Raw genomic sequence first — 24,225 nt, 5'->3', positions numbered from 1 at the left:
CCGGCCGCATGACCGGCCGCATGGGCTGCTGGACGAGGGGCTGGACGGCCGGCCGGATGAGCCCCTTCCTCGTCCTTCTCTGCCTCGCCCTGCTGCCCGTACCGACCATGGCTTCAGCCGCCCCCCAGACCGCCCCAGCAGCCCAGTCCGCCGCCACCCCCCGCCTCCACCTCTCCGCCCGGCAAGCGGGCAAGGGCGGCACCCTCACCGTGACCGGCAGCGGCTGGCGCCCCGGGACGCTGCTCACCCTGCTCATCTGCGGACAGAACATGATCGGCGGCACCAACGCGTGCGCCAACGGCGACGGCCGGGCCGTGACCACCGGCCCGGACGGCTCCTTCCGCAAGGACCTGCCGGTCGCCGAGCCGCCGAAGCCCTGCCCGTGCGTCGTGCACGCCGCCACCGTGACCGGCGCGACCGCCAGCGCCGACGCCCCGTTCACGGTGGCCGGGCACCCCGTCGCGCCGCTGCCGCGGCAGGACCCGGGCGGGCGGCTGAGCGTCCTGGCGCCGCCGCGGCTGGAAGGTTCCAGCGGCCTGCTGACCTGGTTCGGCGCACCGGCGCAGCGACGGCTCGTGGTCACCGTGGGCAACGTCGGCTCCACCCCGGCCAGGGACCCGGTCTTCGAGGTCGGCACCTCGCACGGCGTCTTCGCCCCGCAGTGGGAGGAGCGGCAGTGGCAGGGGACCGTGCCCGCCGGGCGGAAGCAGCGCATCGAACTGCCGGTGGAGCTGCCCGCCGGGGCGCACGGCGACTACCTCGTGTCGCTGAAGTACGGCGGCAAGGTGCTCGCCGAGCAGCCGTGGGGCGTCGGGCGGCCCTGGGGCGTGACGCTGTTCTGGATCCTGCTGTGCGTCGTCGTGCCGGCCGCCGTCTTCCGTATCGGCATGGCGGTCGTCGACCGGGTCCGGCCGCGCCCGGGATCGGCCCGTACGAAGGGCCGGCCGTGGGGGAGGGCCGTACCGCGGGCGCCCCGGCGTCCGGCGGCCGCGGGACGTCACCGCGGCGCCCGCGCCCCCGCGCCCCGCACGCCGGAGCCCGCCCCCGCGGACGGCGATGCCGCCGCCCCCTTGCCGTGGTTCACCCCGGACACCGCACCGTCCGCCACCACTGCACCACCCACCGACCCTCCGACATCGAAAGGTTCCACGTGATGTGCCACGTGACGAGGCAACGCAGGAGAGCGAGCGCGGGCGGCTTCGCCCTGATGCTCGCCGGTGCGGGCATACTGGCGGCCGCCGGACCGGCTGACGCCGCGGAGACGGCGTACCGGACCGAGTGCGTACCGCCGCCGATCTCGGGACTGCCCGCGATCCAGGGCACCACCAAGGTGGAGATCACCGCGCCCGCGACGGCGAAGGTCGGCGACGAGGTCGAGGTGGTGTGGCGGACGGTCGAGGCCGCGTCCAAGAACCCCGACATCCTCGACCTGGACAAGGACACCGTGCAGCCCAGCGGCAAGATCAAGGTGGGCGGCGCGCAGAGCGGCGAGCTGAGCGTCCAGGGGCCGCGGCAGAACCCGCCGATCCCCAAGAACAGCCCGATGAAGCTCTCCGACATGAAGGGCACCCTGAAGCTGGAGAAGCCCGGCGAGATCACCCTGGCGCCCGGCTTCTACAACATCAACGTCAACAAGCCGATCTCCACCGACACGAAATGCACCCCGAAGGAGGACGTGCGGCCCGCCGCCACGATCAAGGTGACGGACGGCGGCGGCCCGGGCGGCACCACCGGCGGCGGTACGGGGGGCGGCGACACCGGCGGCAGCGGCACGGGCGGCAGCACCGGCAGCACCGGCGGCTCCACGGCGAGCGGCGGCACGAGCGCGGGCAGTACCGGCGGCGGCGCAGCGGGCGGTTCGGACACCGGCGGCTCGACCGGCGGCGGTACGGGAGGCACGGGTGGCTCCTCCGGCTCCTCCGGCTCCTCCGGAGGCGGGGGCGACCCCGACGGCACTTCCTACGAGGGCAAGCAGGTCCAGGTCCCGTACGCCTGCAAGACCCCGATCGGCGACAAGAAGGCCACCTCCCCGGTGCAGATCAACGCCACCAAGAAGGGCGGTGCCTACGACCTGACGGTGAAGTTCGCGAAGTCGGTGATGGACAGCCCGGCGGACATCCCGGCCGGCGCGGTCAAACCGTCCCTGCAGGTACGGGTCGGCGGCGCCGACAAGGGCGCGGTCACGACCGAGGGCCCGGCGAACAAGGAGCCCATCAAGTCCGGGCAGCCGATCGCGATCCCCGACCTGAAGGGCACCTACACCCCGGGCGCCACCGGGAAGGCGACCCTGACGCCCGGTGTGCTGACCGTCAACGCCCTGGGGACGACCACGACCTGCACCCCGGAGAAGGACCCGGGCGTCTCCCTGGCCCTGGACACGACGGCCCAGCAGGGCGGCACCGGCGGCGGCTCGTCCGCGTCCGGCGGTACGGGCGGCGGTACGGGCGGCGGGGGCACGGCGGGTGGCGGCTCGATGGGCCCCACGAGCACGGGCGGCACGTCGGGCGGCCTGGCGGAGACCGGCGCGGGCGACCACGGCGGCCTGCGCGCCCTCGCCCTGGTCGCGGGCACGGTGGTCCTGCTGGGCGGCGCGGTCTTCACCTTCGTACCCGGCCGGGCGCTGCGGCGCCGCTGACGGCGGAACGCAGGAGGGGCCCGGTGCCCCATGGCACCGAGCCCCTCCGCGTATCGGGGACGCGCTACGACAGCGTCAGTGGACGTCACCCATGGACGCCTCGATCTTCTTGCGGGACATCCAGATCGCCACACCGGCCAGGACGGCCAGCGCCGCTTCGGACGCCACCACCCCCACACCGCTGAGGTCGGCACCGGCCAGGGAGATCAGGCTGACCACGCAGTCACCAGTGGTGACGGCGAGGAACCACACGCCCATCATCTGGCTGGCGTACTTCTGCGGGGCCATCTTGGTGGTCACCGACAGGCCGACCGGGGAGAGGCACAGCTCACCCATGGTCTGGATCATGTAGACGGTGATCAGCCACATCGGGCTGACCTTGTCGCCGCCGGAGGACATCTGCATCGGCACGATGAACACGAAGTACGAGGCGCCGACGAGCAGCATCGACATCGCGAACTTCACGACCGTGCTGGGCTCCTTCGAGCGCCGGGCCAGCGCCGTCCACGCCGCGGCGAACAGCGGTGCGAGCGCCAGGACCCAGGCCGAGTTCACCGACTGGAACCAGGTCGACGGGAATTGCAGGCCGAATACCGTGTCCGCGGTGTTCTTGTCGGCGAAGACGTTCAGCGTCGAACCGGCCTGGTCGAAGATCATGAAGAAGATCGCGGCGGCGACGAAGAACCAGATGTAGCCGCTGACCTTGGTCTGCTCGGTCTGCGTCAGTTCCTTGTCGCGCTTGATGCGCACCAGGACCGAGATCGGAATGATCATGCCGAGCAGGCTGATCGGGATCAGCGCCCAGTTCAGCGTGAAGGTCCCGGTGGCCACGACGATGCCGTAGAAGACGGCCGCGACGACGGTCCAGATCAGGCCCTTGCGCAGCCAGCCCATGCGCTCTTCACGGGTGAGCGGGGTCGGGACCTCGCTGCTGCGCGGGTTCAGGTTGCGGGTGCCGAACAGGAAGCCGACCAGACCCAGCGCCATACCGAGACCGGCGGTCGCGAAGCCCACGTGCCAGTTGATGCTCTGGCCGATGGTGCCGACCACCAGCGGGGCGGAGACGCCGCCGAGGTTGATGCCGATGTAGAAGATCGTGAAGCCGGAGTCGCGGCGCGGGTCCTGCGGGCCGTCGTAGAGCTGGCCGACCATCGTGGAGATGTTGGCCTTGAGCAGACCCGAGCCGAGCGCCACCAGGGCCAGACCGGCGAAGAAGGTGCCCTGGCCGGGCAGGGCCAGCGTCAGGTGACCGACGATCACCACGCCCGCACCGATGATCACGGTCTTGCGCGGGCCCCAGACCCGGTCGCCGAACCAGCCGCCGGGCATGGCGAGCAGGTAGACCATCGCCATGTAGACCGCGTAGATCGCCGAGGCGGTCGCGGCGGTCATGGCCAGGCCGCCGCCCTGCTCGCCCACCTTGGCGTCGGCGCCGCCCGAGATGAGGTAGAGGACGAGGAGTGCCCTCATGCCGTAGAAGCTGAACCGCTCCCACATCTCGGTCATGAAGAGGGTGGCCAGTCCGCGGGGGTGGCCGAAGAAGGTTTTGCCGTCGCTGGCAGGGTTCCCCTGCGCGCCGGCGTCCTTCGTCAGGCTGGACGCCATGGTGCTTCCTAGGTGTGCTCGGGACGCGTGAGGAGACCGCAGCGCGCCCGGGTCGGCTGACCGGCACCGGCGTCACGTTGCCCGCCCCCACGTCCTCGGGGGCCGACGCCACTGGAAGAGGAATCGGCAGGACACTCGCGACACCGGGATCCACGCCCCCGTGCTGTGTGCGCGGTGGACCCGGTCGACAGGTCATTCACTGTGTATCAAGACTGGTGGTTCCAGCCCCGCACACAACAGGGACCGATGACGGCTCGTGAGCGTCACGGGTCCCGAGGCTGTGCTACGGACGTTGGGACACCATACGTCCAGCAGCCGCACCGGTGGGACCACTGAGACAACGGTCACATGATCAACCGGGAACCGTACGCAGGTCCGCGGCCGTGGAGCGCACCCCGCCCCTTGATCGCCCGCCGGCCGCGCGCACGCCGCCGGCGCGCCGTCCGCGGGACGTTTTCCGGCCACCTCCGGGCGCACCGGGTCCCGCCCGGGGAGGTAAGACCTGGGACTACCATCGGCCCATGACCCGTGTACTGCTCGCCGAGGATGACGCGTCCATCTCGGAGCCGCTCGCCCGCGCCCTGCGCCGCGAGGGTTACGAAGTCGAGGTGCGCGAGGACGGCCCCACGGCGCTCGACGCCGGTCTGCAGGGCAGCATCGACCTGGTCGTCCTCGACCTGGGCCTGCCCGGCATGGACGGCCTCGAGGTGGCCCGCCGGCTGCGCAACGAAGGCCACTCCTTCCCCATCCTCGTGCTCACCGCCCGCGCCGACGAGGTCGACACCGTCGTCGGCCTGGACGCCGGCGCCGACGACTACGTCACCAAGCCCTTCCGGCTCGCCGAACTGCTCGCCCGCGTCCGCGCCCTGCTGCGCCGCGGCTCGTCCGTCGAGCCGCAGCAGCCGCCCGCGACGCACGGCGTACGGATCGACGTCGAGTCGCACCGCGCCTGGATGGGCGACGACGAACTCCAGCTCACCGCCAAGGAGTTCGACCTGCTGCGGGTGCTGGTGCGGGACGCGGGCCGGGTCGTCACCCGGGACCAGCTGATGCGCGAGGTCTGGGACACCACGTGGTGGTCGTCCACGAAGACGCTGGACATGCACATCTCCTGGCTCCGCAAGAAGCTCGGCGACGACGCGGCCAACCCGCGGTACATCGCCACCGTGCGCGGCGTCGGCTTCCGCTTCGAGAAGAGCTGAGACCCGCCGCCGGGCGGGAAGAAGTAGAAGAACGAACGCATCCCGCCCGGAGGACACCGTGCGCCGCCGTCTGATCAATTCCACTCTCGCCGTGGTGCTCGTCGTGATCGCCGTCTTCGGCGTCTCGCTGGTCATCGTGGAGACCCGCACCATCCAGTCGGGGGCGCAGGACAGCGTCGCCGCCGAGGCCGTACGGCTCGTCGGCATCGTGGAGAGCCGGCTGGGCAGCGGCGAGAAGCTGACGCCCGAGATCCTCTCGGAGCAGATCACCGCCAAGCGGTACGCCGAGATCAAGGTGCCGGGCCGGTCCCGGATCGAGATCGGCTCCCGGCCGTCCGGTGACGTCATCGCCTCGACCCAGCACGGCGACCGCGGTGAGACCGTCACCGTCGAGGAACCGCGCTCCGCGGTGAGTGCCGAGATCGGCCGGACGCTGCTGGTCATCCTGGCTGTCGCGATCCTGGCGATCCTGGCCGCGGTGGTGCTCGCCGTGCAGCAGGCCCGTCGGCTGACCGCGCCGCTGACCGACCTCGCGGAGACCGCGGAACGCCTCGGCTCCGGTGATCCGCGGCCGCGCCACCGCCGGTACGGGGTGCAGGAGCTGGACCGGGTCGCGGACGTGCTGGACGCCAGTGCCGAGCGCATCGCGCGGATGCTCACCGCCGAACGCCGGCTCGCCGCCGACGCCTCCCACCAGCTGCGGACGCCGCTGACCGCGCTGTCCATGCGGCTGGAGGAGATCACCCTCACCGACGACCCGGACACGGTGAAGGAGGAGGCCAGCATCGCGCTGGGCCAGGTCGAGCGGCTCACCGACGTCGTCCAGCGGCTGCTGACCAACTCCCGCGACCCGCGCTCCGGCTCCGCCGTCGCCTTCGACCTCGACGAGGTCGTCAAGCAGCAGGTCGAGGAGTGGCGCCCGGCCTACCGCAGCGCGGGCCGGGCCATCGTCCGCTCCGGCAAGAAGGGGCTGCGGGCGGTCGGCACCCCCGGGGCGGTGGCCCAGGTCCTCGCCACCCTGATCGAGAACTCGCTGATGCACGGGGACGGGACGGTGGCGCTGCGCACCCGGGTCACCGGCAACCAGGCGGTCGTCGAGGTCACGGACGCCGGCCGGGGTGTACCGCCGGACCTCGGCTCGCGGGTCTTCGAGCGGACGGTCAGTGGCCGGAATTCGACGGGACTGGGGCTGGCCGTGGCCCGTGATCTGGCAGAGGCGGACGGCGGACGGCTGGAACTCCTCCAGCAGTATCCGCCGGTCTTCGCGCTCTTCCTCGCCCGTGAGGCGGAGCCTTCGCCGGAGTGAGCCGGAGGGGGGCCCGCAGAGACACGGGCCGCCCGGCTCCCCCCCCCGGCCGCGCGGCCGTCTTCAGCTGCGCGGGCCGTCCATGGCCGCGCTCTAGTCCTGCGGCCGCTCGGCAGCCGCCGCGCTCGCCGCCCGCTGCGGTCGCGCGCCCTCGGCCAGGAAGGACTCCGCGGTCTCCACGGCCTCGCGCGCGGGCAGCGCGCGGAACACCCAGGTGCGGTAGGACCAGAAGCGGAAGAGCGTGGCCAGGCCGATGCCGAGGAACTTGAAGACGTTGCTCTGCAGCGAGGTGTCCCAGCCGAACCCGTACGTCGCCACGTACAGGACGCCGTTCTCGATGACCAGGCCGACGACGCTGAACAGCAGGAAGAGCGTCAGCTCCTTGGTCCGCCCGTTCTTGTCGCGGTCCCGGTAGGTGAAGTAGCGGTAGCCGAGGTAGTTCGTACCGGTGGCCACGACGGTCGCCACCACGCTGGCCCGGACGACGGGCAGCTCGGTCAGGTGCCGTACCAGGTTGAAGACGACGAAGTTGACGAGGACCCCCGCACCCCCGACGGCGCCGAACTTCATGAGTTCGCGGGCCAGCGCGTCCAGTCGGGCCCGCAGTGCGCTCCGTTCACTCATCGTGATCGTTCAGCTCCTGTGGTGGGCGGTCGTGGGCGTTCCTGCACGGTCACCCCCGTGCAACCGCACGCTCATGCTAACCAGGGGACCTGTGTGCTGCCTGCCACCCGGGACGGCAGGGGCGTACGGGACATGTCAGTCCACGGTCACGCGGAACCGCCGGGTCCGGCTGTTCTCGTCCTGCTCGTCGGCCTGCGGGGTGCCGCAGCGGAAGCAGTATCTGAGAGTCACCTCGGTATGTCCGGCACTCCGCGCCATGAAATCGACGTAGCGCAGGCCGCCCGAACCCGGGCGGGCCGGCTCGTCGGCGTCGTAGTGCCCACCGGTCCTCCGCAGTACGGCCGGGTCCGGCTCCGGCGTGGCGAGGACCCACCGGAAGCCGGTCGAAGGGTTGTCCTTGAGGCGGATCGAGAAGTGGGTGCCGGGGGAGACCGTGATCTCCCGGTCGTCCTCGTCGAAGACGGCGGGACGGGACAGCTGGGAGATCACCGCGTAGACCGCGGCGGCCAGGGCCGCCACCGCGACGACGATCCCCACGGCCCTGGTGCGCCCGGACGTCCGGCCCTCGCTCATGCGTTCCTTCCCCTCGGCGCGGGCGGCGAGCCTACCGCCCGCGCCGATCGCCGGAGGCCGGAACGGTGAGAGTGGCGCACTTGCGTTCGTACGTTCCTCCAAGGCGGTGACCGGGCTCCGTGGGCGGGCGGATACCCTGGGGGCGTGACGTTCCCGGTAGTCGGCATGGTCGGTGGCGGTCAGCTCGCCCGAATGACCCACGAGGCGGGCATCCCCCTCGGCATCAAGTTCAAGCTCCTCAGCGACACCCCGCAGGACTCGGCGGCCCAGGTGGTCAGCGAGGTCGTCATCGGCGACCACCGCGACCTGGACACGCTGCGCGCCTTCGCCCGTGGCTGTGACGTGATCACTTTCGATCATGAGCATGTCCCCACCGAGCACTTGAGGGCCCTGGAGGCCGACGGTATCCCCGTCCGGCCAGGACCCGACGCGCTGGTGCACGCCCAGGACAAGGGGGTGATGCGAGCGAAGCTCGACGCGATCGGGGCACCCTGCCCCCGGCACCGCATCGTCGCCGATCCGGCGGACGTAGCGGCTTTCGCGGCCGAGACCGACGGGTTCCCCGTCGTCCTCAAGACCGTCCGCGGCGGCTACGACGGCAAGGGCGTCTGGATCGTACGATCCTCCAAGGAGGCCGCCGAGCCGTTCCGCGCCGGAGTGCCGGTTCTGGCCGAGGAGAAGGTCCCCTTCGTCCGGGAACTGGCCGCCAACGTGGTCCGTTCACCGCACGGCCAGGCCGTCGCGTACCCGGTCGTGGAGTCCGTCCAGGTCGACGGCGTCTGCGACACGGTGATCGCGCCCGCCCCCGGCCTCTCCGACGCGCTGTCCGGCCAGGCCCAGGAACTGGCGCTGCGCATCGCGCACGAACTCGGTGTGGTCGGCCACCTCGCGGTCGAGCTGTTCGAGACCGCCGACGGCCGCATCCTCGTCAACGAGCTGGCCATGCGCCCGCACAACTCGGGTCACTGGACCCAGGACGGCGCGATCACCTCGCAGTTCGCCAACCACCTGCGGGCCGTCCTCGACCTGCCGCTCGGCGACCCCCGCCCGCGCGCGCGGTGGACCGTGATGGCCAACGTCCTCGGCGGGGACTATCCGGACATGTATTCCGCGTACCTCCATTGCATGGCACGGGACCCGCAGCTGAAGATCCATATGTACGGAAAGGACGTGAAGCCCGGCCGCAAGGTCGGACACGTCAACACCTACGGCGACGACCTGGCCGACGTGCGAGAGCGCGCCGCGCACGCCGCCGGCTATCTGCGAGGAACCATCACCGAATGACCAGCAGCAGCTCCCCCCTCATCGGCATCGTCATGGGCTCCGACTCCGATTGGCCCGTCATGGAGGCCGCCGCCAAGGCCCTGGACGAGTTCGAGATCCCCTACGAGGTCGACGTCGTCTCCGCGCACCGGATGCCGCACGAGATGATCGCGTACGGCGAGGAGGCCGCCGGCCGCGGCCTGAAGGCGATCGTCGCGGGCGCCGGGGGAGCTGCCCACCTGCCGGGGATGCTCGCCTCGGTCACCCCGCTGCCGGTCATCGGCGTGCCCGTACCGCTGAAGTACCTGGACGGCATGGACTCGCTGCTGTCCATCGTGCAGATGCCGGCCGGGGTGCCCGTCGCCACCGTCTCGGTCGGCGGCGCCCGCAACGCCGGGCTGCTCGCCGCCCGGATGCTCGCCGCCCACGACCCCGACCTGCTGGCCCGGATGCGCGAGTTCCAGCAGCACCTGAACGAGCAGGCCACCGAGAAGGGCAAGCGGCTGCGCAACAAGGTCGCCACCCCGGCCGGCTTCGGCTTCGGGAGCGGCAAGTGAGCGCGTCCCTGGAGGCGGCCCGCGCGCTGCTCGCCGAACACCCCGTCGTCGACGGCCACAACGACCTGCCCTGGGCCCTGCGCGAGCAGGTCCGCTACGACCTCGACCGGCGCGACATCGCCGGCGACCAGACCGGTCACCTGCACACCGACATTCCCCGGCTGCGGGCCGGCGGCGTCGGCGCGCAGTTCTGGTCGGTGTACGTACGGACCGACTACACCGGCGACCAGGCGGTCAGCGCCACCCTCGAACAGATCGACGTGGTGCGGCAGCTCGCCGTCCGCCACCCCGGCGACCTGCGCCTGGCGTACACCGCCGACGACATGGAAGCGGCCCGCGCCGAGAGCCGGATCGCGTCCCTGATGGGTGCCGAGGGCGGCCACTCCATCAACAACTCGCTGGCCACTCTGCGCGCGCTGTACGAACTGGGTGTGCGCTACATGACGCTCACCCACAACGACAACATCGCCTGGGCGGACTCGGCCACCGACGAGCCGCGCGCGCACGGCCTGACCGCCTTCGGCCGCGAGGTCGTCCGCGAGATGAACCGCCTCGGCATGCTGGTCGACCTCTCGCACGTCTCCGCCGACACCATGCGCGACGCGCTGGACACCAGCGTCGCGCCGGTCGTCTTCTCGCACTCCTCCGCGCGCGCGGTCTGCGACCACCCGCGCAACATCCCGGACGACGTGCTGGAGCGGCTGTCCGCCAACGGCGGGGTCGCGATGGCCACCTTCGTACCGAAGTTCATCCTGCCCGAGGCCGTGGACTGGACGCTGCGGGCGGACGAGAACATGCGCGCCCACGGCTTCCACCACCTGGACACCACCGCCGAGGGCATGGCGATACACCGCGCCTTCGAGACGGCGAGCCCCCGCCCGCTCGCCACCGCCGCGACCGTCGCCGACCACCTCGACCACATGCGCGAGGTCGCCGGCGTCGACCACATCGGCATCGGCGGCGACTTCGACGGCACCGCCTTCACCCCCGCCGACCTCGCCGACGTGTCCGGCTACCCGAACCTGGTCGCCGAACTCCTGGACCGCAAATGGTCCACGGCCGACCTGGCCAAGCTGACCTGGCAGAACGCCGTCCGCACGCTGCGCGGCGCGGAGGACGTCGCCCGCGCGGTGCAGGCCGAGCGCGGACCGTCCGTCGCAACGATCGACCAGCTCGACGGCCTCGACGCCCTCGACGGCTGAGCAGCGCGACAGCGCCACGAGGGGCCGGGCTCATGATGAGCCCGGCCCCTCGTCGTTCGTTCCCGTCTCAGGCCTGCGGACGGCCCAGCGCCCGGTACGTCCAGCCCGCCTTGCGCCACAGCTCCGGGTCGAGCGCGTTGCGCCCGTCCAGGATGCGCGGTGTGGCCACCACCTCGGCCAGCGCGGCCGGGTCCAGCTCCCGGAACTCCCGCCACTCGGTCAGGTGCAGCACCACGTCGGCGCCGCGCACCGCCTCCAGCGCCGAGTCCGCGTACCCCAGCGTCGGGAACACGCGCCGCGCGTTCTCCATGCCCTTGGGGTCGTAGACCGTCACCTGGCCGCCCTGGAGGTGGATCTGCCCGGCGACGTTGAGCGCGGGCGAGTCCCGTACGTCGTCCGAATCCGGCTTGAACGTGGCGCCCAGGACGGCGACCCGGGTCCCGAGGAAGGAACCGCCGACCGCCTCCCGGGTCAGCTCGACCATGTGGCCGCGGCGCCGCATGTTGATCGAGTCGACCTCGCGCAGGAACGTCAAGGCCTGGTCGGCGCCCAGCTCACCGGCGCGCGCCATGAACGCCCTGATGTCCTTGGGCAGGCAGCCGCCGCCGAAGCCGATGCCGGCCCGCAGGAACTTCTTGCCGATCCGCTCGTCGTGGCCGATCGCCTCCGCCAGCTTCACCACGTCACCGCCGGCCGCCTCGCACACCTCCGCCATGGCGTTGATGAACGAGATCTTCGTGGCCAGGAAGGAGTTCGCGGACGTCTTGACCAGCTCGGCGGTGGGGAAGTCGGCCACCACGAACGGCGAGCCCTCGGCCACCGGCGTCGCGTACACCTCCCGCAGCAGCTCCTCGGCCCGCCCGCCGTCGACACCGATCACGATCCGGTCCGGGTGCAGGGTGTCCTGCACGGCGAAGCCCTCGCGCAGGAACTCCGGGTTCCACGCCAGCTCCACGTCCTCGCCGGCCGGCGCCAGCTCCACGAGCCGCTTCGCCAGCCGCGCCGCGCTGCCCACCGGGACCGTCGACTTGCCGACCACCAGCGCCGGGCGCCGCAGCAGCGGGGCCAGCGACTCGACGGCCGACTCGACGTAGGACATGTCGCAGGCGTACTCGCCGTGCTTCTGCGGCGTGTTCACGCACACGAAGTGCACGTCGCCGAAGTCCGCCAGCTCCTCCCAGGAGGTGGTGAAGCGCAGCCGCCCGCTGGCGCCCTCGATGCCCGCGACATGCGCCCGCAGCAGCTCTTCCAGGCCGGGCTCGTACATCGGGGTCTCGCCCCGCTCCAGCATCGCGATCTTCGCCGGGTCGATGTCCAGGCCCATCACCTCGAACCCCAGCTCCGCCATGGCCGCGGCGTGCGTCGCGCCGAGGTAGCCGGTGCCGATCACGGTGATCTTCAGGGCCATGGGTGCTCCAGGTGCATACGGGGAGGAGTGCGCTGCCTGAGCATAGTCCGGCCGGGTCCCGGGGGTCCGGGCCCGGTGGCCGGGACCGTACGGGTGCTGTCGGGTAACTCACGTATCCCCGGTGCCGTACAGCCCCCTAGAATTCGGGTTACTTAACGGTAGTTAGCACTGCAGTCAGCTCTCAGGGGAGTGAGAAACCTTGGCGGGAACCGCTGATTTCGATCTGTACCGGACGTCCGAGGAGCACGACATGCTCCGCGAGTCGGTGCGCTCGCTCGCCGAGGCGAAGATCGCCCCGTTCGCCGCCGAGGTGGACGAGCAGGCCCGCTTCCCCCAGGAGGCCAGGGACGCGCTGACCCTGAACGACCTGCACGCCGTGCACGTCCCCGAGGCGTACGGCGGTGCCGGCGCCGACGCGCTGGCCACCGTCATCGTCATCGAGGAGGTCGCCCGCGTCTGCGCCTCCTCCTCGCTGATCCCGGCCGTCAACAAGCTCGGCTCCCTCCCGGTGATCCTCTCCGGCTCCGAGGAGCTGAAGAAGAAGTACCTGGGCCCGCTCGCCAAGGGCGACGCGATGTTCTCGTACTGCCTGAGCGAGCCGGACGCGGGCTCCGACGCGGCCGGCATGAAGACCAAGGCCGTACGCGACGGCGACGACTACGTGCTCAACGGCGTCAAGCGCTGGATCACCAACGCCGGTGTCTCCGAGTACTACACGGTGATGGCCGTCACCGACCCGGAGAAGCGCTCCAAGGGCATCTCCGCCTTCGTCGTGGAGAAGGACGACGCGGGTGTCTCCTTCGGCGCCCCGGAGAAGAAGCTCGGCATCAAGGGCTCCCCGACCCGCGAGGTCTACCTCGACAACGTCCGCATCCCCGCCGACCGCATGATCGGCGCGGAGGGCACCGGCTTCGCCACCGCCATGAAGACCCTGGACCACACCCGCATCACCATCGCGGCCCAGGCCCTCGGCATCGCCCAGGGCGCCCTCGACTACGCCAAGGGCTATGTCCAGGAGCGCAAGCAGTTCGGCAAGCCGATCGGCGACTTCCAGGGCGTGCAGTTCATGCTCGCCGACATGGCCATGAAGCTGGAGGCCGCCCGCCAGCTCACCTACGCCGCCGCCGCCAAGTCCGAGCGCATCTCCGCGGGCGGCAAGCCCGAGGACCTCACCTTCTTCGGCGCCGCCGCCAAGTGCTACGCCTCGGACGCCGCCATGGAGATCACCACCGACGCCGTCCAGCTCCTCGGCGGCTACGGCTACACCCGCGACTACCCGCTGGAGCGCATGATGCGCGACGCCAAGATCACGCAGATCTACGAGGGCACCAACCAGGTCCAGCGCATCGTGATGGCGCGGAACCTGCCGTAACGGCACGGCCGCCCACCGCAAGAGCCCCCGGCTTCGGCCGGGGGCTCTCGCGGTGCTCCGGTTGTCCGGAGGCGCCGTCTCGCCTACTCGTTCCCGCTCACCGTCACCGGCTCGTCGTTCTTCAGCTGTCCGACGAGTTGGGCGACCTTGGCCTTGTCCCAACGGAGGTTGCCGCCGACGCTGCCCGCGATGGGCATGTTCATCGACTTGCCGTCGCCGCCCGTGACGCCCTTCATCGCGAAGAACATCGAGCCGAGGTCGAACAGGCCCATGTCCTTGTCGACGATCACGGTGTCCAGGCCCGCGCTCATCGTCGGGTAGAGCTTGAACGGATTGATGATCGTGCCGGGGGTGGCCGTCTGGCTCGCCAGGGCGGCGAGGAACTTCTGCTGGTTCTTCGTGCGGTCCAGGTCGCTGCCGGCGAAGGCGTAGCGGGTGCGGACGAAGGCGAGGGCCTGTTCGCCGTTGAGGGTCTGCTTGCCGGCCTGGAAGTCGGCGCCGGACTTCTTGTCCTTGAAGGCCTTCGGGATGTCCATCTCGACGCCGCCGATCGCGTCCACGATGTTGGCGAAGCCCGCGAAGCCGATCTCGACGTAGTGGTCGATGCGCAGGCCGGTGTTGTGCTCGACGGTGCGCACCAGCAGTTCGGGGCCGTCCTCGGCGTAGGCCGCGTTGAGCTTGGTGTGGCGGCCCTTGGCGGCGTACTTCTTGCCGGACTTGGAGCCGACGAACGAGGGGATCTCGACGTCCGAGTCGCGCGGCAGGGAGATCAGGGTCGGGCCGTTGCCGCCGTCGTGCAGGATCATCATCGAGTCCGTGCGCTTGCCCTCGGCGGAGCCGGTGTGCAGCTTCTTCTTGTCCTCGTCGGACATGCCCTCGCGGCTGTCGGAGCCGACGATCAGGTAGTTGGTGCCGTCGCCTTCCTCGGGCCGGTCGATGACCGTGCTCAGGTCGACCTCGCGGCGCAGCTTGCCGTCGGCCCAGAAGTACGTGGCGACCGAGGTGACGAGGAGGACGGCGACCAGCGTCAGGACGGTCCACTTGATGCGGCGGCCCCAGTTGGGCGCGGGGCGCGGGGCACGGCCGCCGCCCTGTCCGCCACCCTGTCCGCCGCCGCGGCCACCGCCGTAGACCTGGCCGGTGTTGTAGCCGTCGCCGTGCCCGCCGTCGTAGCTGTTGCCGTACGGGTCGGGGCCCTGGCCCTGCGGCGGGACGGAGGGGCGGCGGCGCGGGGAGAGGTGCGGCGGCAGCGGCGGTTCGCCCGGTTGCTGCCCCGGCCCGGGGTAGGGGCCACCCGGACCGCCGGGGCCACCGGGTCCGTCGGGACCGCCACGCCGTACGTGCGGCATGGCGCGCGCGCCCTCCGGCTCGGCGCCGCTGCCACGTCCGTACCGGTCTCTGTCGTCGGACCCAGGCCACTCGTTCATGGGGGAAGTCTGCCTGCCCCACGGCTCCCCCATACAGGGGAGGTACGAGATCGGGCCGTCGCTGTTGCAGAGCTGATGCAAAGTGACACGGAGCGCCGCTTGCGCAATGCGGACGGAGGCGATCAAACCGGCATGGGAGCCCCTGGTCAGGGGTGTGGGGTGGGCGCGCGGGAAGGGAGGTGCGCCCGCGCATAAAGTGGGCGCATGACCGATCTCGTCACCACCGGCCCGGAGGCCGACCTTCCGGGCAAGCCCACTTCCGTCTCCCGGACGACGCTGTCGCACATCATGACGGCAGGCGACACCAACCTGCTCGGCACGGTGCACGGTGGCGTGATCATGAAACTCGTCGACGACGCGGCGGGCGCGGTGGCCGGCCGGCACTCCGGCGGGCCCGCGGTCACCGCCTCCATGGACGAGATGGCCTTCCTGGAGCCGGTCCGCGTGGGGGACCTGGTGCATGTGAAGGCCCAGGTCAACTGGACCGGGCGGTCCTCGATGGAGGTCGGGGTGCGGGTGCTGGCCGAGCGCTGGAACGAGTCCACGCCCGCGACGCAGGTCGGGTCGGCCTACCTGGTGTTCGCGGCGGTGGACGAGGAGGGCAAGCCCCGTCCCGTACCGCCGGTCGTCCCGGAGACCGAGCGGGACAAGCGCCGCTACCAGGAGGCCCAGATCCGCCGCACCCACCGGCTGGCCCGGCGGCGCGCGATCAAGGAGCTGCGGGCGCAGCGGGTGGCGGACGGGATCGACGACGCGTAGGACGACGCGCGGGGCGGTGCCGCGCGGCGCGGGTGGTCACGTTCCTTCGGGGCGTGCCAGGTCGAGGGTCGCCTTCGCGTCCGTCGTGCGGGCGCCTTCCCAGAGCAGCACGCGGTCGGCGCCGGACTCGGCGAGGAGTTTTTCGGCGAGCCGGGTGTCGCTGCCGAGGGCGCGGTCCACGACGTCCTGACCGCTGCTCCGTACGGCCCACGTGCCGCCGTCGCGTACGTCGAGGCGCCAGCTGTAGCGGACGCGTTCGCGCAGGATGCGGTAGACGTACGACGGCGTGACGGCGAGGTCGCGGGCGATGGCGGGTGCGTCGAAGCCGTCCGCCGCGGCCTCCAGGACGAGGCGCGGCAGGGCGGCTTCGGTGACCTTGTAGGCGCGGCGGATGCGGCCCGCCTCGGTGAGGGTGAGGTCGTCGGCGCCGATGTCGAGGTGCGGGACGGGGGCCGACCGGGCCGGTCGTGGCGCGGGGCCGGAGTCGGAGCTGCGGGCCGGGGTGGGGACGAGGGCGTGGTTGAGGCGTTCCACGTCCGCCTGGAGTGCGGCTTCCTCCTGCTCCAGCCGGGCCCGCTGCGCGGACAGGCGCGCGGCGCGGGCGGTCAGGTCCTCGTGGCCGGAGTGCCGCGGAGCGCCCGGCACCTGGCTGCCCGGCTGTGAGCGCTGGAACTGCTGCATGACGGCGGCGATCTGGTCGAGGAACCACCGGTCGCTGAGTGGTGATCGTTTTTCGCTCACGGGTGGGGACTGTACTGGGTACACATGACCTCGGCAACCGGGTTCACGACCGGGGTCCCGGCGGCCCGGGGCACGCCGCCTCGTCGCCGGTCAGCGTCCCGAAGTCACCGGCGCCCGTCGGCTGGGTCGGGTCGTCGGAGCGCACCCGGTGGACCGCCTTGAAGTCCTTGCCGACGGTCACCCGCAGCACCGGGCCCTGCCCGGGAACCTGGCGCAGGGCCGCCCCGGGCAGGGCGGCGGCGAGGGAGCGGACCGAGCGGTCCCAGCGCGGGTCGTAGGAGATCACGGTGCGCCGCGTGCGGGTGGCGGCGTTGCCCGGGGTGCCGGTGGTGTCGAAGCCGGTGGCGCGCAAGGACGTGTCCACCGCGCGGCCCAGCCCCGTGCGGCCCGCGCCGTTGTCCACCTGCACCCGGACCGTGGCGGGCGGTACGTCCACGACCGTCGCGCGCTGCCGTCCGGGCCGCCGCACGGCCAGCGGCCGGTCCTCGCGCAGCGCCTGGAAGAGCCGCTTCGCCTTGTCCTCGTTCCACATCACGGTCGAGCCCACGTTCGGCACCTGGAAGTCGATGTCGCCCAGCGGTACGGAGGCGAACTCGGAGGACGACGGGTTGAAGCCGCGCAGCGCCTGGCCGAGGTCGACCATCTCGTCCGCGCCGAACCCCTCGTCGGCCCGTACGGACTCCAGCAGCGCGTCGGTGATCTCCTTGAACTGGACCGGGTGGAGCAGCGCGCCGGAGCTGGTGATCTTGTGCATGAGCGCGGCGAGGAAACGCTGCTGGCGCTGCATCCGCCCGAGGTCGGAGGCGCTGTCCAGGTGCCGGGCGCGGACGTACTGGAGGGCCTGGCCGCCGTTGAGCCGGGAGCGTCCGGCGGGCAGGTCCAGGCCGCTGTAGTTGTCCTTCAGGGGGCGGTTGGTGCAGATGTTCACGCCGCCGACCGCGTCCACCGTCTTCATGAAGCTGGTGAAGTCGACCTCCAGGTAGTGGTCGATGTGCACACCGGTCATCCGCTCGACGGTCCGGATGGTCAGGCCGGGGCCGCCCTCGGCGTACGCCGCGTTCAGCTTCACGGGGTGGCCGCGGTGGTGCTTGCCGGTGGTCGCGTCGGTGTGCGGGGGCGTCTGCGCGTACGAGTCGCGCGGCAGGCTGACCACGCTGGCGCGGTTCCGGTCGGCGGACAGGTGCACCATCATGATCGTGTCGGTGCAGTGGCACGGCTCGCCGCCCAGGTGGTACCGGCGTTTCTCCTCGGGGGAGAGCTTGGCCCGGCCGTCCGTACCGACGACCAGGAAGTTCATGCCGTCACCGCCGCTGTTGTCCGGCCGGTTGCCCAGCCCCTTGAAGGCGTCCACCCGGGCGATGCCGTCCTCGACGCCGGTGACCATGGCGTGCCCGACCCCGCCCGCGGCCAGCAGCAGCAGCGAGACGCCCGCGGTGATGCGCAGGCCCCAGCGGGGCCGGCCGTCCCGTCGCCGGTGACGGGCGGGCGAACGGGACGTGCGGTGCGGTGCGGTCATGGGGACACCTCCGCGGCAGGGTCGGGGCGGACGGAGTGCGGGGACAGGTGCGGGGGAGGCGTGGACGAGCAGGCCGGGTCACCGTAGGCCCATATGATCGGCTGTAAAGCGCCACACGCCGGACGCCGGTCCCAGGGCCACCCGCCTGCCGTCGGCCCCCGTCCCCCATACGCGGTAACGTGACCGCGATGAACGCCACGCCACCGCAGCAGCTCCCGGCCGTCTCCGTGATCATGCCGGTGCTCAACGAGGAACGTCATCTGCGCAGCTCGGTCCAGCACATCCTGGAACAGGAGTACGCCGGTGAGATGGAGGTGGTGATCGCGCTCGGGCCCTCGACGGACCGTACGGACGAGATCGCCGCCGAGCTGGTCGCCGAGAACGCCGCCAACGAGCGGGCCAGTGTGGTGACCGTGCCCAACCCCACGGGCCGCACCCCGGCCGCCCTGAACGCGGCGATCAAGGCCTCCCGGCACCCCGTCGTGGTGCGCGTCGACGGCCACGGGATGCTCTCGCCGAACTACATCGCGACCGCGGTCCGCCTCCTGGAGGAGACCGGCGCGCAGAACGTCGGCGGCATCATGTACGCCGAGGGCGAGAACGCCTGGGAGGACGCGGTCGCCGCCGCGATGACCTCCAAGATCGGCGTGGGCAACGCGGCCTTCCACACGGGCGGCGCCGCGGGCCCGGCCGACACGGTCTACCTGGGTGTCTTCCGGCGCGAGGCGCTGGAGCAGCAGGGCGGTTACAACGAGGAGTTCATCCGCGCCCAGGACTGGGAGCTGAACTTCCGCATCCGCGAGGCGGGCGGGCAGATCTGGTTCTCGCCCGAGCTGAAGGTGCAGTACCGGCCGCGGCCCAGCGTCCGCGCGCTCGCCAAGCAGTACAAGGACTACGGGCGCTGGCGCCACGTCGTGGCCCGCTACCACTCCGGCTCGATCAACCTGCGGTACCTGGCGCCGCCGACCGCCGTGTGCGCCATCGCGGCGGGCGCCGTGGTCGGCGCCCTCGTCACGCCGTGGGGCTTCGCCGTCCCGGCCGGGTACCTGGCCGCCATCGCGGCGGGCTCGGTCCCGGCGGGCAAGGGCCTGCCGCTGAAGGCCCGCGCCCAGATCCCGGTCGCCCTGGCGACCATGCACATGTCGTGGGGCTGGGGCTTCCTGACCAGCCCGCGGTCGCTGGCCGAGAAGGTCATCGCCAGCCGCCGCCCGGCCGTACCGGCGCCGCAGCCGGCCGCCGCGGAGTGACCCCGCGGGCGGCCCGCGCGCCCGGCTCACGCGTCCCCGTTCTCCCGGGTACGTCCGCCGGGTGCGCGGCGCCGCCGCGCCGTCCACGCGCCACCGCCCCACCCGTACCGCACGTACCTTCCGCCACAGCAGCAAACGCGGGCTGGGCACAGACACCCTGACATGGCTACGATACGTGTCTTATCCGTCACGTACCGTGTCAGGTGAGCGGCTGGAGGTGCCCCCGTGCGTCCCTGGGCGGCGCTGGTTGTCCTGCTGTGCGGCACGTTCCTCGCCAACCTCGACGTCTTCGTCGTGGTCGTGGCGATGCCCGCGCTGGAACGGGACCTGGGCGCGGACGGCAGCCAGCAGCAGCTCGTCCTCGCCGGCTACCAGCTGGTCTACGCGCTCGGCCTGGCCGCCGGCGGCCGGCTGGGGGACGCGCTGGGCTCCCTGAGGGTCTTCGGCCTCGGCATGGCCGTCTTCACCGGCGCCTCGATCGCCTGCGGGGCGGCGCCCACCACTGCCGTCCTGGTCCTGGCCCGGCTGTTCCAGGGCGCCGGTACGGCCCTGATGGTGCCCCAGGTCTACCGCGCCGCGCAGACCCTGTTCACCGGCGCGGCCCAGCGCAGGGCGTACGCCGCGATCGGCGCGGTGATGGGCCTCGGCGCGATCGGCGGGCAACTGCTCGGCGGCTGGCTGCTGTCGGCGGACGTCCTCGGCCTCGGCTGGCGCGCCGTCTTCCTCGTCAACGTACCGGTGGGCGTCCTGGCGCTCACCCTCCTGCCGTGGGCGGCGGGCGGACACCCGCCCGTACGCCGCGAACCGGTGCGCGCCGACCTGCCCGGCGTGGGCCTCGCGGCGGCCGCGATCGGGCTGTGCGCCGTCCCTCTGGTGGCCGGCGGCGCGGGCGGCATGGTGTGGTGGGGACCGGCCTGCCTGGCCGCCTCCGTCCCGGTCGCCGCCTGCTTCCTGCGCCACGAACGCGCGCTGGACGCCCGGGGCGGCTCCCCGCTCGTACCGCCGCGGCTGCTGCGGGCCGACGGCTTCCGGCGCGGCATCCTGCTGATCGTCCTGGTCAACTGCGGGCTCGCCGCGTTCGTCCTGATGCTCGGGCTGCTGCTCCAGAAGGGACTGCGCTGGAGCCCGCTGGCCACCGGAGCGGGCATGGTGCCGGCCGCGGTCGCGTTCGCCGCCGGGTCGCTGATCGCGCCGCGGCTGGCCCGCGGCGCGGAGGTCCGGCTGCTGGTCCTGGCCTCCCTCGCGGCGACCGCCGGGTACGCGGGCTGCGCCGTGAGCGCCCTCGGCACCGACCCCCGCTGGCTGCTCGGCGCGGTGTGCGCCGTCGGCGGCGCGCTGGGCCTGTGCGTCACCCCCGCCCTGTCCGTGACCCTGCGCGCCGTGCCGGAACCGGTCGCGGGCGCGGCGTCCGGCGTGGTCTCCACGGCCCAGCAGCTCGGCGCCGCGCTCGGCGTGTGCGTCTACGGCTTCCTCTTCTTCGCCCAGGTGCGCGCCACGGCCGACGTGGTCGCCGCCTTCGCGGTCACCACCACCGCGCTGACCACGACCTCGGCGGCCGCCGCAGTTCTCGCCCGCGGCCTGCCCCCGGCGGCCGCACCCGCCGACCGGCAGCCGCAGGACCGCCTCGGCGCACCGGCGGCGCGGGACCTCCCGATGTGACACCGGACCGATCCCCCCGACCGTACGGAGACACGCTTGTCCCCTCAGCCCCGGCCCGCCGCCGTGCGGCCGAGCCCCGAAGCCCGGCTCACCGAGACCGTCCCGCAGGTCGGCCAGTACCTGGCCGGGCTGCTCGACGCCTACCGGCCCCGGTTCGCGCATCTGCGGCCCGCGCTCGAACGGCTCGTCACCCACGGCAGGCGGACCCCTCTCGAATGCGCGCTGCCGCTCCTTGTGCACGGCGCCGTCGAGGGCACCCTCGAACCGGCCGTCCCGGTGGCCGGGGTGCACACCCTGTGGTGGCGGGCCGCCAACACCTTTGACGACGTGTCGGACGGCGACCTCGGCACCCGGCTGTACGGCGGCGACCCGGCCGCCGTCATGACGGCCGCCCTGGAATGCGGCTACGCCCTGCCGCTGCGCGCGCTGGCCGCGCTGCCGGTGCCCGGGCCCCTGCGTGAACGCCTGACCGCGGACTACCTCGACGGCTGGACCGCCGCCTGCGACGGGCAGGTCGGTGACATCCTCGGCTCACCGACCGGGACGGGCCCCGAGGACGTCCTGACGGTCTACCGGCACAAGAGCGGCTCGGTCTACGCCATGGCCGCCACGATGGCGGCCCGCCTCGCGCTCGGCGCGGACGGCGCCGACGACCCGCGGGCGGCCGCCTGGGGGGAGTTCGGGCAGGCCGTCGGGATGCTCGCGCAGTTCCGCAACGACGAGGACGACCTGCGCTCCGGCCAGAGCGAGGACCTCGGCAACCGCACCGCCACCTACCTCCTGGTCCAGCTGCTGCACGCGGCCACCGACGCGGACCGGGAGCAGGCGGTGGAACTCCTCGGCCGGGCCGCCGACTCGCCCGCCGACCGCCGACGGCTGGCCGCCATGATGTTCGCCCCGGACGTCCTCACCCCGTACCGGCACCTCCTCGCCGGCCTCCACCAGCGCGCCCACGCCCTGCTGGACACCCTGGCCCCCGCCTCGCCCTTCACCGCGCCCCTGCACCGGCGCGTCGACGACGAGGTGCGGACCACCGCGAACGCCTGCGCGCCGGCGGGCCCGCACGGCGCGCACTGCACCCTGCCCCCGGGCCCGGCGGTGCCGCCCGGCCGCGCTCGGGCGCGGTCCGGTCAGAAGGTGTAGGCCGGATTCACCTTCATACAGGCCTTCTTGTCCTCGCCGTTGAGGGCGTCGGCGCTGTCCGGCGCCTTGTCGGCCTCCTTCTCGGCCTCCGAGGGCTTGGGGAACGACGTCCCCTTGCGCCAGTCGTTGCCGATCACCAGCCGCATACGGGTCGCCGAACGCGACTCCTTGACCGCGTCCTTGGGCAGGCCGAGGGCCTTGGCGAGGGCGAGGGCGTCGCCGCGTCCCTCCTTGGCCGGGTAGGTGATCGTGGTGTCGGCCTGGGTGGTGAGGCGGGAGTCCGTGCCGGCGCTCGTGTAGCCGAGGGACGCCAGGTGGCCGGCGATCACGTTCGCGCGGCCGGAGACCGGGCCGGTGACCGTGCTGTTGGTGCCGTTCTGGACGACGACCTCCAGCTTGTCCTTGGCCGTCGTCGGCTGCGGGTCGGGCGCGGGCTTCTTCTTCTTGTCCTTGCCGTCCAGCGCGGTGTCGTTGCGGACGAGGGAGAAGGTCTGCTCGGCGTCGCCCGGCTTGGGCACGACGTACTCGCCGCGTGCCGCGTACTGCCAGGGCATGGTGACCATCGTGATCCGCTCGGTCGGCACCCGCTGGAGGTCGCCGCCCAGGTCGTACAGCTTCTTCACGGTGCCCAGGCCCTCGTCCACGGTCAGTGCCTTGGTGGCGGCCTCGGCCAGGTCGCGCAGCTTCATCGGGTCGGTGAGCTTGGTGCCCGCCTTGAGCTCGCGGACCATCGAGTTCATGTACATGTGCTGGGCCTTGGCCCGGCCGATGTCGGTGTTGTCCTCGAAGCCATAACGGGTGCGCAGCCACTGGAGGGCCTGCACGCCCTTGACCGAGTGGGTGCCCGCGGTGAGCTTCAGGCCGCTGCCGTGGCCCTTCTTGTCGTGCGAGTAGATGTTCTTGTCCACACACACGGGTACGCCGCCGATCGCGTCCGCCATGTCCACCACGCCGGCGAAGTCGACCATCATGAAGTGGTCGATGTAGATGCCGGTCAGCTCCTTCCAAGTGGCGACGGTGCAGCCGGGGCCGCCGTGCTGGAGCGAGGTGTTGATGGCCGCGGTGGTCTGCGGGTAGACCTTGCCGTCGTCCGGGTCCTTGCACTCCGGGATCGGCACGCGGGTGTCGCGCGGGATCGAGATGACCGACATGTTGCTGCGGTCGGCGGAGACGTGCAGCAGCATCTGCACGTCGGCCAGCGGCTTGCGGTCCGCGTCCTGGCGGGCGCCGCCCAGCTCGATGTTCTTCTCGCTGTTCCGGCCGTCCGAGCCGAGCAGCAGGATGTTCAGCGGAGTCTGCCCGAACGCGTTCGGCTCGGGCTTCTCCAGACCGCCGGAGCCCAGGTCCAGGGCGTCCTTGCGGAGGTTGCCGTTGAGGTGCTCGTAGTACCAGTAACCGGCGCCGGCCGTGCCGACTATCAGCACGGCCAGGGTTATCGCGCTCCAGCGCAGGACGCGCCGGGCCTTGCTGCGGGGTCTGCGCGCGCGGCGGGAGCCCTTGGCCTCGGGCTCGGAGCCGTCGGCGGGGGAGGAGCCGGGGTCCGCGGCTTCCTTGAGGGCGGTGGCGGTGGCGGTGGGGGTACTGGTGGCAGCCGTACCGGCAGCCGGTGTACCCGTGACGGCCGTGCCCGTGACGCCCGGTGCGGGGGACTGGCCGGCCGGGGCGTCGCCGCCCATGGCCGGGCCCGCGACGCCGCCGGTGATCACGGGCGGCCCCGACACCCCACCGGTGATCACCGGGGGAACGGCCGTGCCGCCGCCCGCCGACGGCGTGCCGGTGACACCGGGGGCGTCCGGGGCGCCGGGGGCGTCCGGGGGAGGCGTACCCCCCTGGCCCGCCGGCCGTGGCGCACCGTCCCGTCCGTCGCCGTTCCCGTTCCCGTTCCCGTACAGGCTGTCGTCCCAGCCCAGACTCTCGGCGTCGGGCCGGCGCCGTCGTGGCCCGTCGCCACGCGCACTGCTGTGCCGCATTGGGTTTCTCCCCCGT

General features: G+C 72.3%; 20 protein-coding genes. 12 read left to right on the top strand and 8 right to left on the bottom strand.

Features of this window, described 5'->3' with window-relative positions; all coding sequences use genetic code 11:
• The first annotated feature begins 20 nt into the window (after positions 1 to 20).
• The gene (locus JXZ78_RS24830; RefSeq protein ID WP_030021660.1) at positions 21 to 1,154 is read left to right on the top strand and encodes a hypothetical protein; all 1,134 of its coding nucleotides are present in this window, start codon (positions 21 to 23) and stop codon (positions 1,152 to 1,154) included.
• A gap of 53 nt (positions 1,155 to 1,207) precedes the next feature.
• Positions 1,208 to 2,635 carry a hypothetical protein gene (locus tag JXZ78_RS24825; protein WP_238783361.1) on the top strand — a complete coding sequence of 476 codons (1,428 nt, stop codon included), beginning with the start codon at positions 1,208 to 1,210 and terminating at the stop codon, positions 2,633 to 2,635.
• Between the two features lie 75 nt (positions 2,636 to 2,710).
• Here JXZ78_RS24825 and JXZ78_RS24820 read toward each other — a convergent pair whose 3' ends face one another.
• Positions 2,711 to 4,240 (bottom strand): peptide MFS transporter, encoded by a 1,530-nt coding sequence (locus JXZ78_RS24820; protein WP_030021663.1) that lies wholly within the window; start codon positions 4,238 to 4,240, stop codon positions 2,711 to 2,713.
• 521 nt (positions 4,241 to 4,761) lie between these two features.
• Between JXZ78_RS24820 and JXZ78_RS24815 the strand changes: the two genes are divergently transcribed.
• Together JXZ78_RS24815 and JXZ78_RS24810 are read left to right on the top strand one after the other, a co-directional pair.
• Entirely contained in the window at positions 4,762 to 5,442 is a 681-nt protein-coding gene (locus tag JXZ78_RS24815) for a response regulator transcription factor (protein WP_030021664.1), read from the top strand.
• Positions 5,443 to 5,500: 58 nt separating this feature from the next.
• Positions 5,501 to 6,748 carry a sensor histidine kinase gene (locus tag JXZ78_RS24810; RefSeq protein WP_030021665.1) on the top strand — a complete coding sequence of 416 codons (1,248 nt, stop codon included), beginning with the start codon at positions 5,501 to 5,503 and terminating at the stop codon, positions 6,746 to 6,748.
• A 93-nt stretch (positions 6,749 to 6,841) separates the two neighbouring features.
• On the opposite strand, the gene JXZ78_RS24805 is transcribed toward JXZ78_RS24810, so the two are convergent.
• Together JXZ78_RS24805 and JXZ78_RS24800 are read right to left on the bottom strand one after the other, a co-directional pair.
• Complete coding sequence (locus tag JXZ78_RS24805; RefSeq protein WP_030021666.1) at positions 6,842 to 7,372, bottom strand: GtrA family protein; 531 nt, start codon at positions 7,370 to 7,372, stop codon at positions 6,842 to 6,844.
• Between the two features lie 135 nt (positions 7,373 to 7,507).
• Positions 7,508 to 7,945, bottom strand: coding sequence for a protease inhibitor I42 family protein (locus JXZ78_RS24800; protein ID WP_050502678.1), 438 nt, complete (start codon positions 7,943 to 7,945; stop codon positions 7,508 to 7,510).
• A 165-nt stretch (positions 7,946 to 8,110) separates the two neighbouring features.
• On the opposite strand from JXZ78_RS24800, the gene JXZ78_RS24795 reads away from it, so the two are divergent.
• The 3 genes from JXZ78_RS24795 to JXZ78_RS24785 are packed head-to-tail and all read left to right on the top strand — an operon-like array spanning position 8,111 to position 10,967.
• Positions 8,111 to 9,229 carry a 5-(carboxyamino)imidazole ribonucleotide synthase gene (locus JXZ78_RS24795; RefSeq protein WP_030021668.1) on the top strand — a complete coding sequence of 373 codons (1,119 nt, stop codon included), beginning with the start codon at positions 8,111 to 8,113 and terminating at the stop codon, positions 9,227 to 9,229.
• Complete coding sequence (gene purE, locus JXZ78_RS24790) at positions 9,226 to 9,765, top strand: 5-(carboxyamino)imidazole ribonucleotide mutase (RefSeq protein WP_030021669.1); 540 nt, start codon at positions 9,226 to 9,228, stop codon at positions 9,763 to 9,765. The genes JXZ78_RS24795 and purE overlap by 4 nt, the downstream gene beginning before the upstream one ends.
• Positions 9,762 to 10,967, top strand: a complete 1,206-nt coding sequence (locus tag JXZ78_RS24785; protein ID WP_030021670.1) for a dipeptidase — start codon at positions 9,762 to 9,764, stop codon at positions 10,965 to 10,967. The genes purE and JXZ78_RS24785 overlap by 4 nt, the downstream gene beginning before the upstream one ends.
• A gap of 67 nt (positions 10,968 to 11,034) precedes the next feature.
• Here the strand turns inward: JXZ78_RS24785 and JXZ78_RS24780 are convergent, their stop codons facing one another.
• Entirely contained in the window at positions 11,035 to 12,375 is a 1,341-nt protein-coding gene (locus JXZ78_RS24780) for a UDP-glucose dehydrogenase family protein (RefSeq protein ID WP_030021671.1), read from the bottom strand.
• A 199-nt stretch (positions 12,376 to 12,574) separates the two neighbouring features.
• Between JXZ78_RS24780 and JXZ78_RS24775 the strand changes: the two genes are divergently transcribed.
• Positions 12,575 to 13,747 (top strand): acyl-CoA dehydrogenase family protein, encoded by a 1,173-nt coding sequence (locus tag JXZ78_RS24775; protein ID WP_030021672.1) that lies wholly within the window; start codon positions 12,575 to 12,577, stop codon positions 13,745 to 13,747.
• A gap of 83 nt (positions 13,748 to 13,830) precedes the next feature.
• Here the strand turns inward: JXZ78_RS24775 and JXZ78_RS24770 are convergent, their stop codons facing one another.
• Positions 13,831 to 15,174, bottom strand: a complete 1,344-nt coding sequence (locus tag JXZ78_RS24770) for an LCP family protein (protein ID WP_030021673.1) — start codon at positions 15,172 to 15,174, stop codon at positions 13,831 to 13,833.
• Between the two features lie 204 nt (positions 15,175 to 15,378).
• On the opposite strand from JXZ78_RS24770, the gene JXZ78_RS24765 reads away from it, so the two are divergent.
• Positions 15,379 to 15,933 (top strand): acyl-CoA thioesterase, encoded by a 555-nt coding sequence (locus JXZ78_RS24765; protein WP_030021674.1) that lies wholly within the window; start codon positions 15,379 to 15,381, stop codon positions 15,931 to 15,933.
• A gap of 36 nt (positions 15,934 to 15,969) precedes the next feature.
• Here the strand turns inward: JXZ78_RS24765 and JXZ78_RS24760 are convergent, their stop codons facing one another.
• Positions 15,970 to 16,674 carry a hypothetical protein gene (locus JXZ78_RS24760; protein WP_033038451.1) on the bottom strand — a complete coding sequence of 235 codons (705 nt, stop codon included), beginning with the start codon at positions 16,672 to 16,674 and terminating at the stop codon, positions 15,970 to 15,972.
• Positions 16,675 to 16,717: 43 nt separating this feature from the next.
• A complete protein-coding gene (locus JXZ78_RS24755; protein ID WP_238783353.1) occupies positions 16,718 to 18,190 on the bottom strand; it encodes an LCP family protein in 1,473 nt (490 codons plus the stop codon).
• A 188-nt stretch (positions 18,191 to 18,378) separates the two neighbouring features.
• Here JXZ78_RS24755 and JXZ78_RS24750 point away from each other — a divergent pair, with 188 nt between their 5' ends.
• From JXZ78_RS24750 to JXZ78_RS24740, 3 genes are all read left to right on the top strand, one after another.
• Complete coding sequence (locus tag JXZ78_RS24750; protein ID WP_030021675.1) at positions 18,379 to 19,437, top strand: glycosyltransferase family 2 protein; 1,059 nt, start codon at positions 18,379 to 18,381, stop codon at positions 19,435 to 19,437.
• 225 nt (positions 19,438 to 19,662) lie between these two features.
• Positions 19,663 to 21,096, top strand: coding sequence for an MFS transporter (locus JXZ78_RS24745; protein WP_050502679.1), 1,434 nt, complete (start codon positions 19,663 to 19,665; stop codon positions 21,094 to 21,096).
• Positions 21,097 to 21,132: 36 nt separating this feature from the next.
• A complete protein-coding gene (locus tag JXZ78_RS24740; RefSeq protein ID WP_030021677.1) occupies positions 21,133 to 22,239 on the top strand; it encodes a polyprenyl synthetase family protein in 1,107 nt (368 codons plus the stop codon).
• Here the strand turns inward: JXZ78_RS24740 and JXZ78_RS24735 are convergent.
• Positions 22,227 to 24,209 (bottom strand): LCP family protein, encoded by a 1,983-nt coding sequence (locus JXZ78_RS24735; RefSeq protein WP_030021678.1) that lies wholly within the window; start codon positions 24,207 to 24,209, stop codon positions 22,227 to 22,229. The genes JXZ78_RS24740 and JXZ78_RS24735 overlap by 13 nt on opposite strands.
• Positions 24,210 to 24,225: the final 16 nt, after the last annotated feature.

Source organism: Streptomyces monomycini, assembly GCF_022271435.1.
GTDB classification, from domain to species: domain Bacteria; phylum Actinomycetota; class Actinomycetes; order Streptomycetales; family Streptomycetaceae; genus Streptomyces; species Streptomyces monomycini.
The sequence above is the reverse complement of the archived record's forward strand: the minus strand, read 5'-3'. Positions and strand labels throughout refer to the sequence as shown.

Bases quoted from the DNA above. Each gene is read 5' to 3' on its own strand.
- JXZ78_RS24830 (WP_030021660.1), top strand. From the start codon at position 21: ATGGGCTGCTGGACGAGGGGCTGGACGGCCGGCCGGATGAGCCCCTTC.
- JXZ78_RS24825 (WP_238783361.1), top strand. From the start codon at position 1,208: ATGCTCGCCGGTGCGGGCATACTGGCGGCCGCCGGACCGGCTGACGCC.
- JXZ78_RS24820 (WP_030021663.1), bottom strand. From the start codon at position 4,240: ATGGCGTCCAGCCTGACGAAGGACGCCGGCGCGCAGGGGAACCCTGCC.
- JXZ78_RS24815 (WP_030021664.1), top strand. From the start codon at position 4,762: ATGACCCGTGTACTGCTCGCCGAGGATGACGCGTCCATCTCGGAGCCG.
- JXZ78_RS24805 (WP_030021666.1), bottom strand. From the start codon at position 7,372: ATGAGTGAACGGAGCGCACTGCGGGCCCGACTGGACGCGCTGGCCCGC.
- JXZ78_RS24800 (WP_050502678.1), bottom strand. From the start codon at position 7,945: ATGAGCGAGGGCCGGACGTCCGGGCGCACCAGGGCCGTGGGGATCGTC.
- JXZ78_RS24795 (WP_030021668.1), top strand. From the start codon at position 8,111: ATGGTCGGTGGCGGTCAGCTCGCCCGAATGACCCACGAGGCGGGCATC.
- purE (WP_030021669.1), top strand. From the start codon at position 9,226: ATGACCAGCAGCAGCTCCCCCCTCATCGGCATCGTCATGGGCTCCGAC.
- JXZ78_RS24780 (WP_030021671.1), bottom strand. From the start codon at position 12,375: ATGGCCCTGAAGATCACCGTGATCGGCACCGGCTACCTCGGCGCGACG.
- JXZ78_RS24770 (WP_030021673.1), bottom strand. From the start codon at position 15,174: ATGAACGAGTGGCCTGGGTCCGACGACAGAGACCGGTACGGACGTGGC.
- JXZ78_RS24765 (WP_030021674.1), top strand. From the start codon at position 15,379: ATGACCGATCTCGTCACCACCGGCCCGGAGGCCGACCTTCCGGGCAAG.
- JXZ78_RS24755 (WP_238783353.1), bottom strand. From the start codon at position 18,190: ATGACCGCACCGCACCGCACGTCCCGTTCGCCCGCCCGTCACCGGCGA.
- JXZ78_RS24750 (WP_030021675.1), top strand. From the start codon at position 18,379: ATGAACGCCACGCCACCGCAGCAGCTCCCGGCCGTCTCCGTGATCATG.
- JXZ78_RS24735 (WP_030021678.1), bottom strand. From the start codon at position 24,209: ATGCGGCACAGCAGTGCGCGTGGCGACGGGCCACGACGGCGCCGGCCC.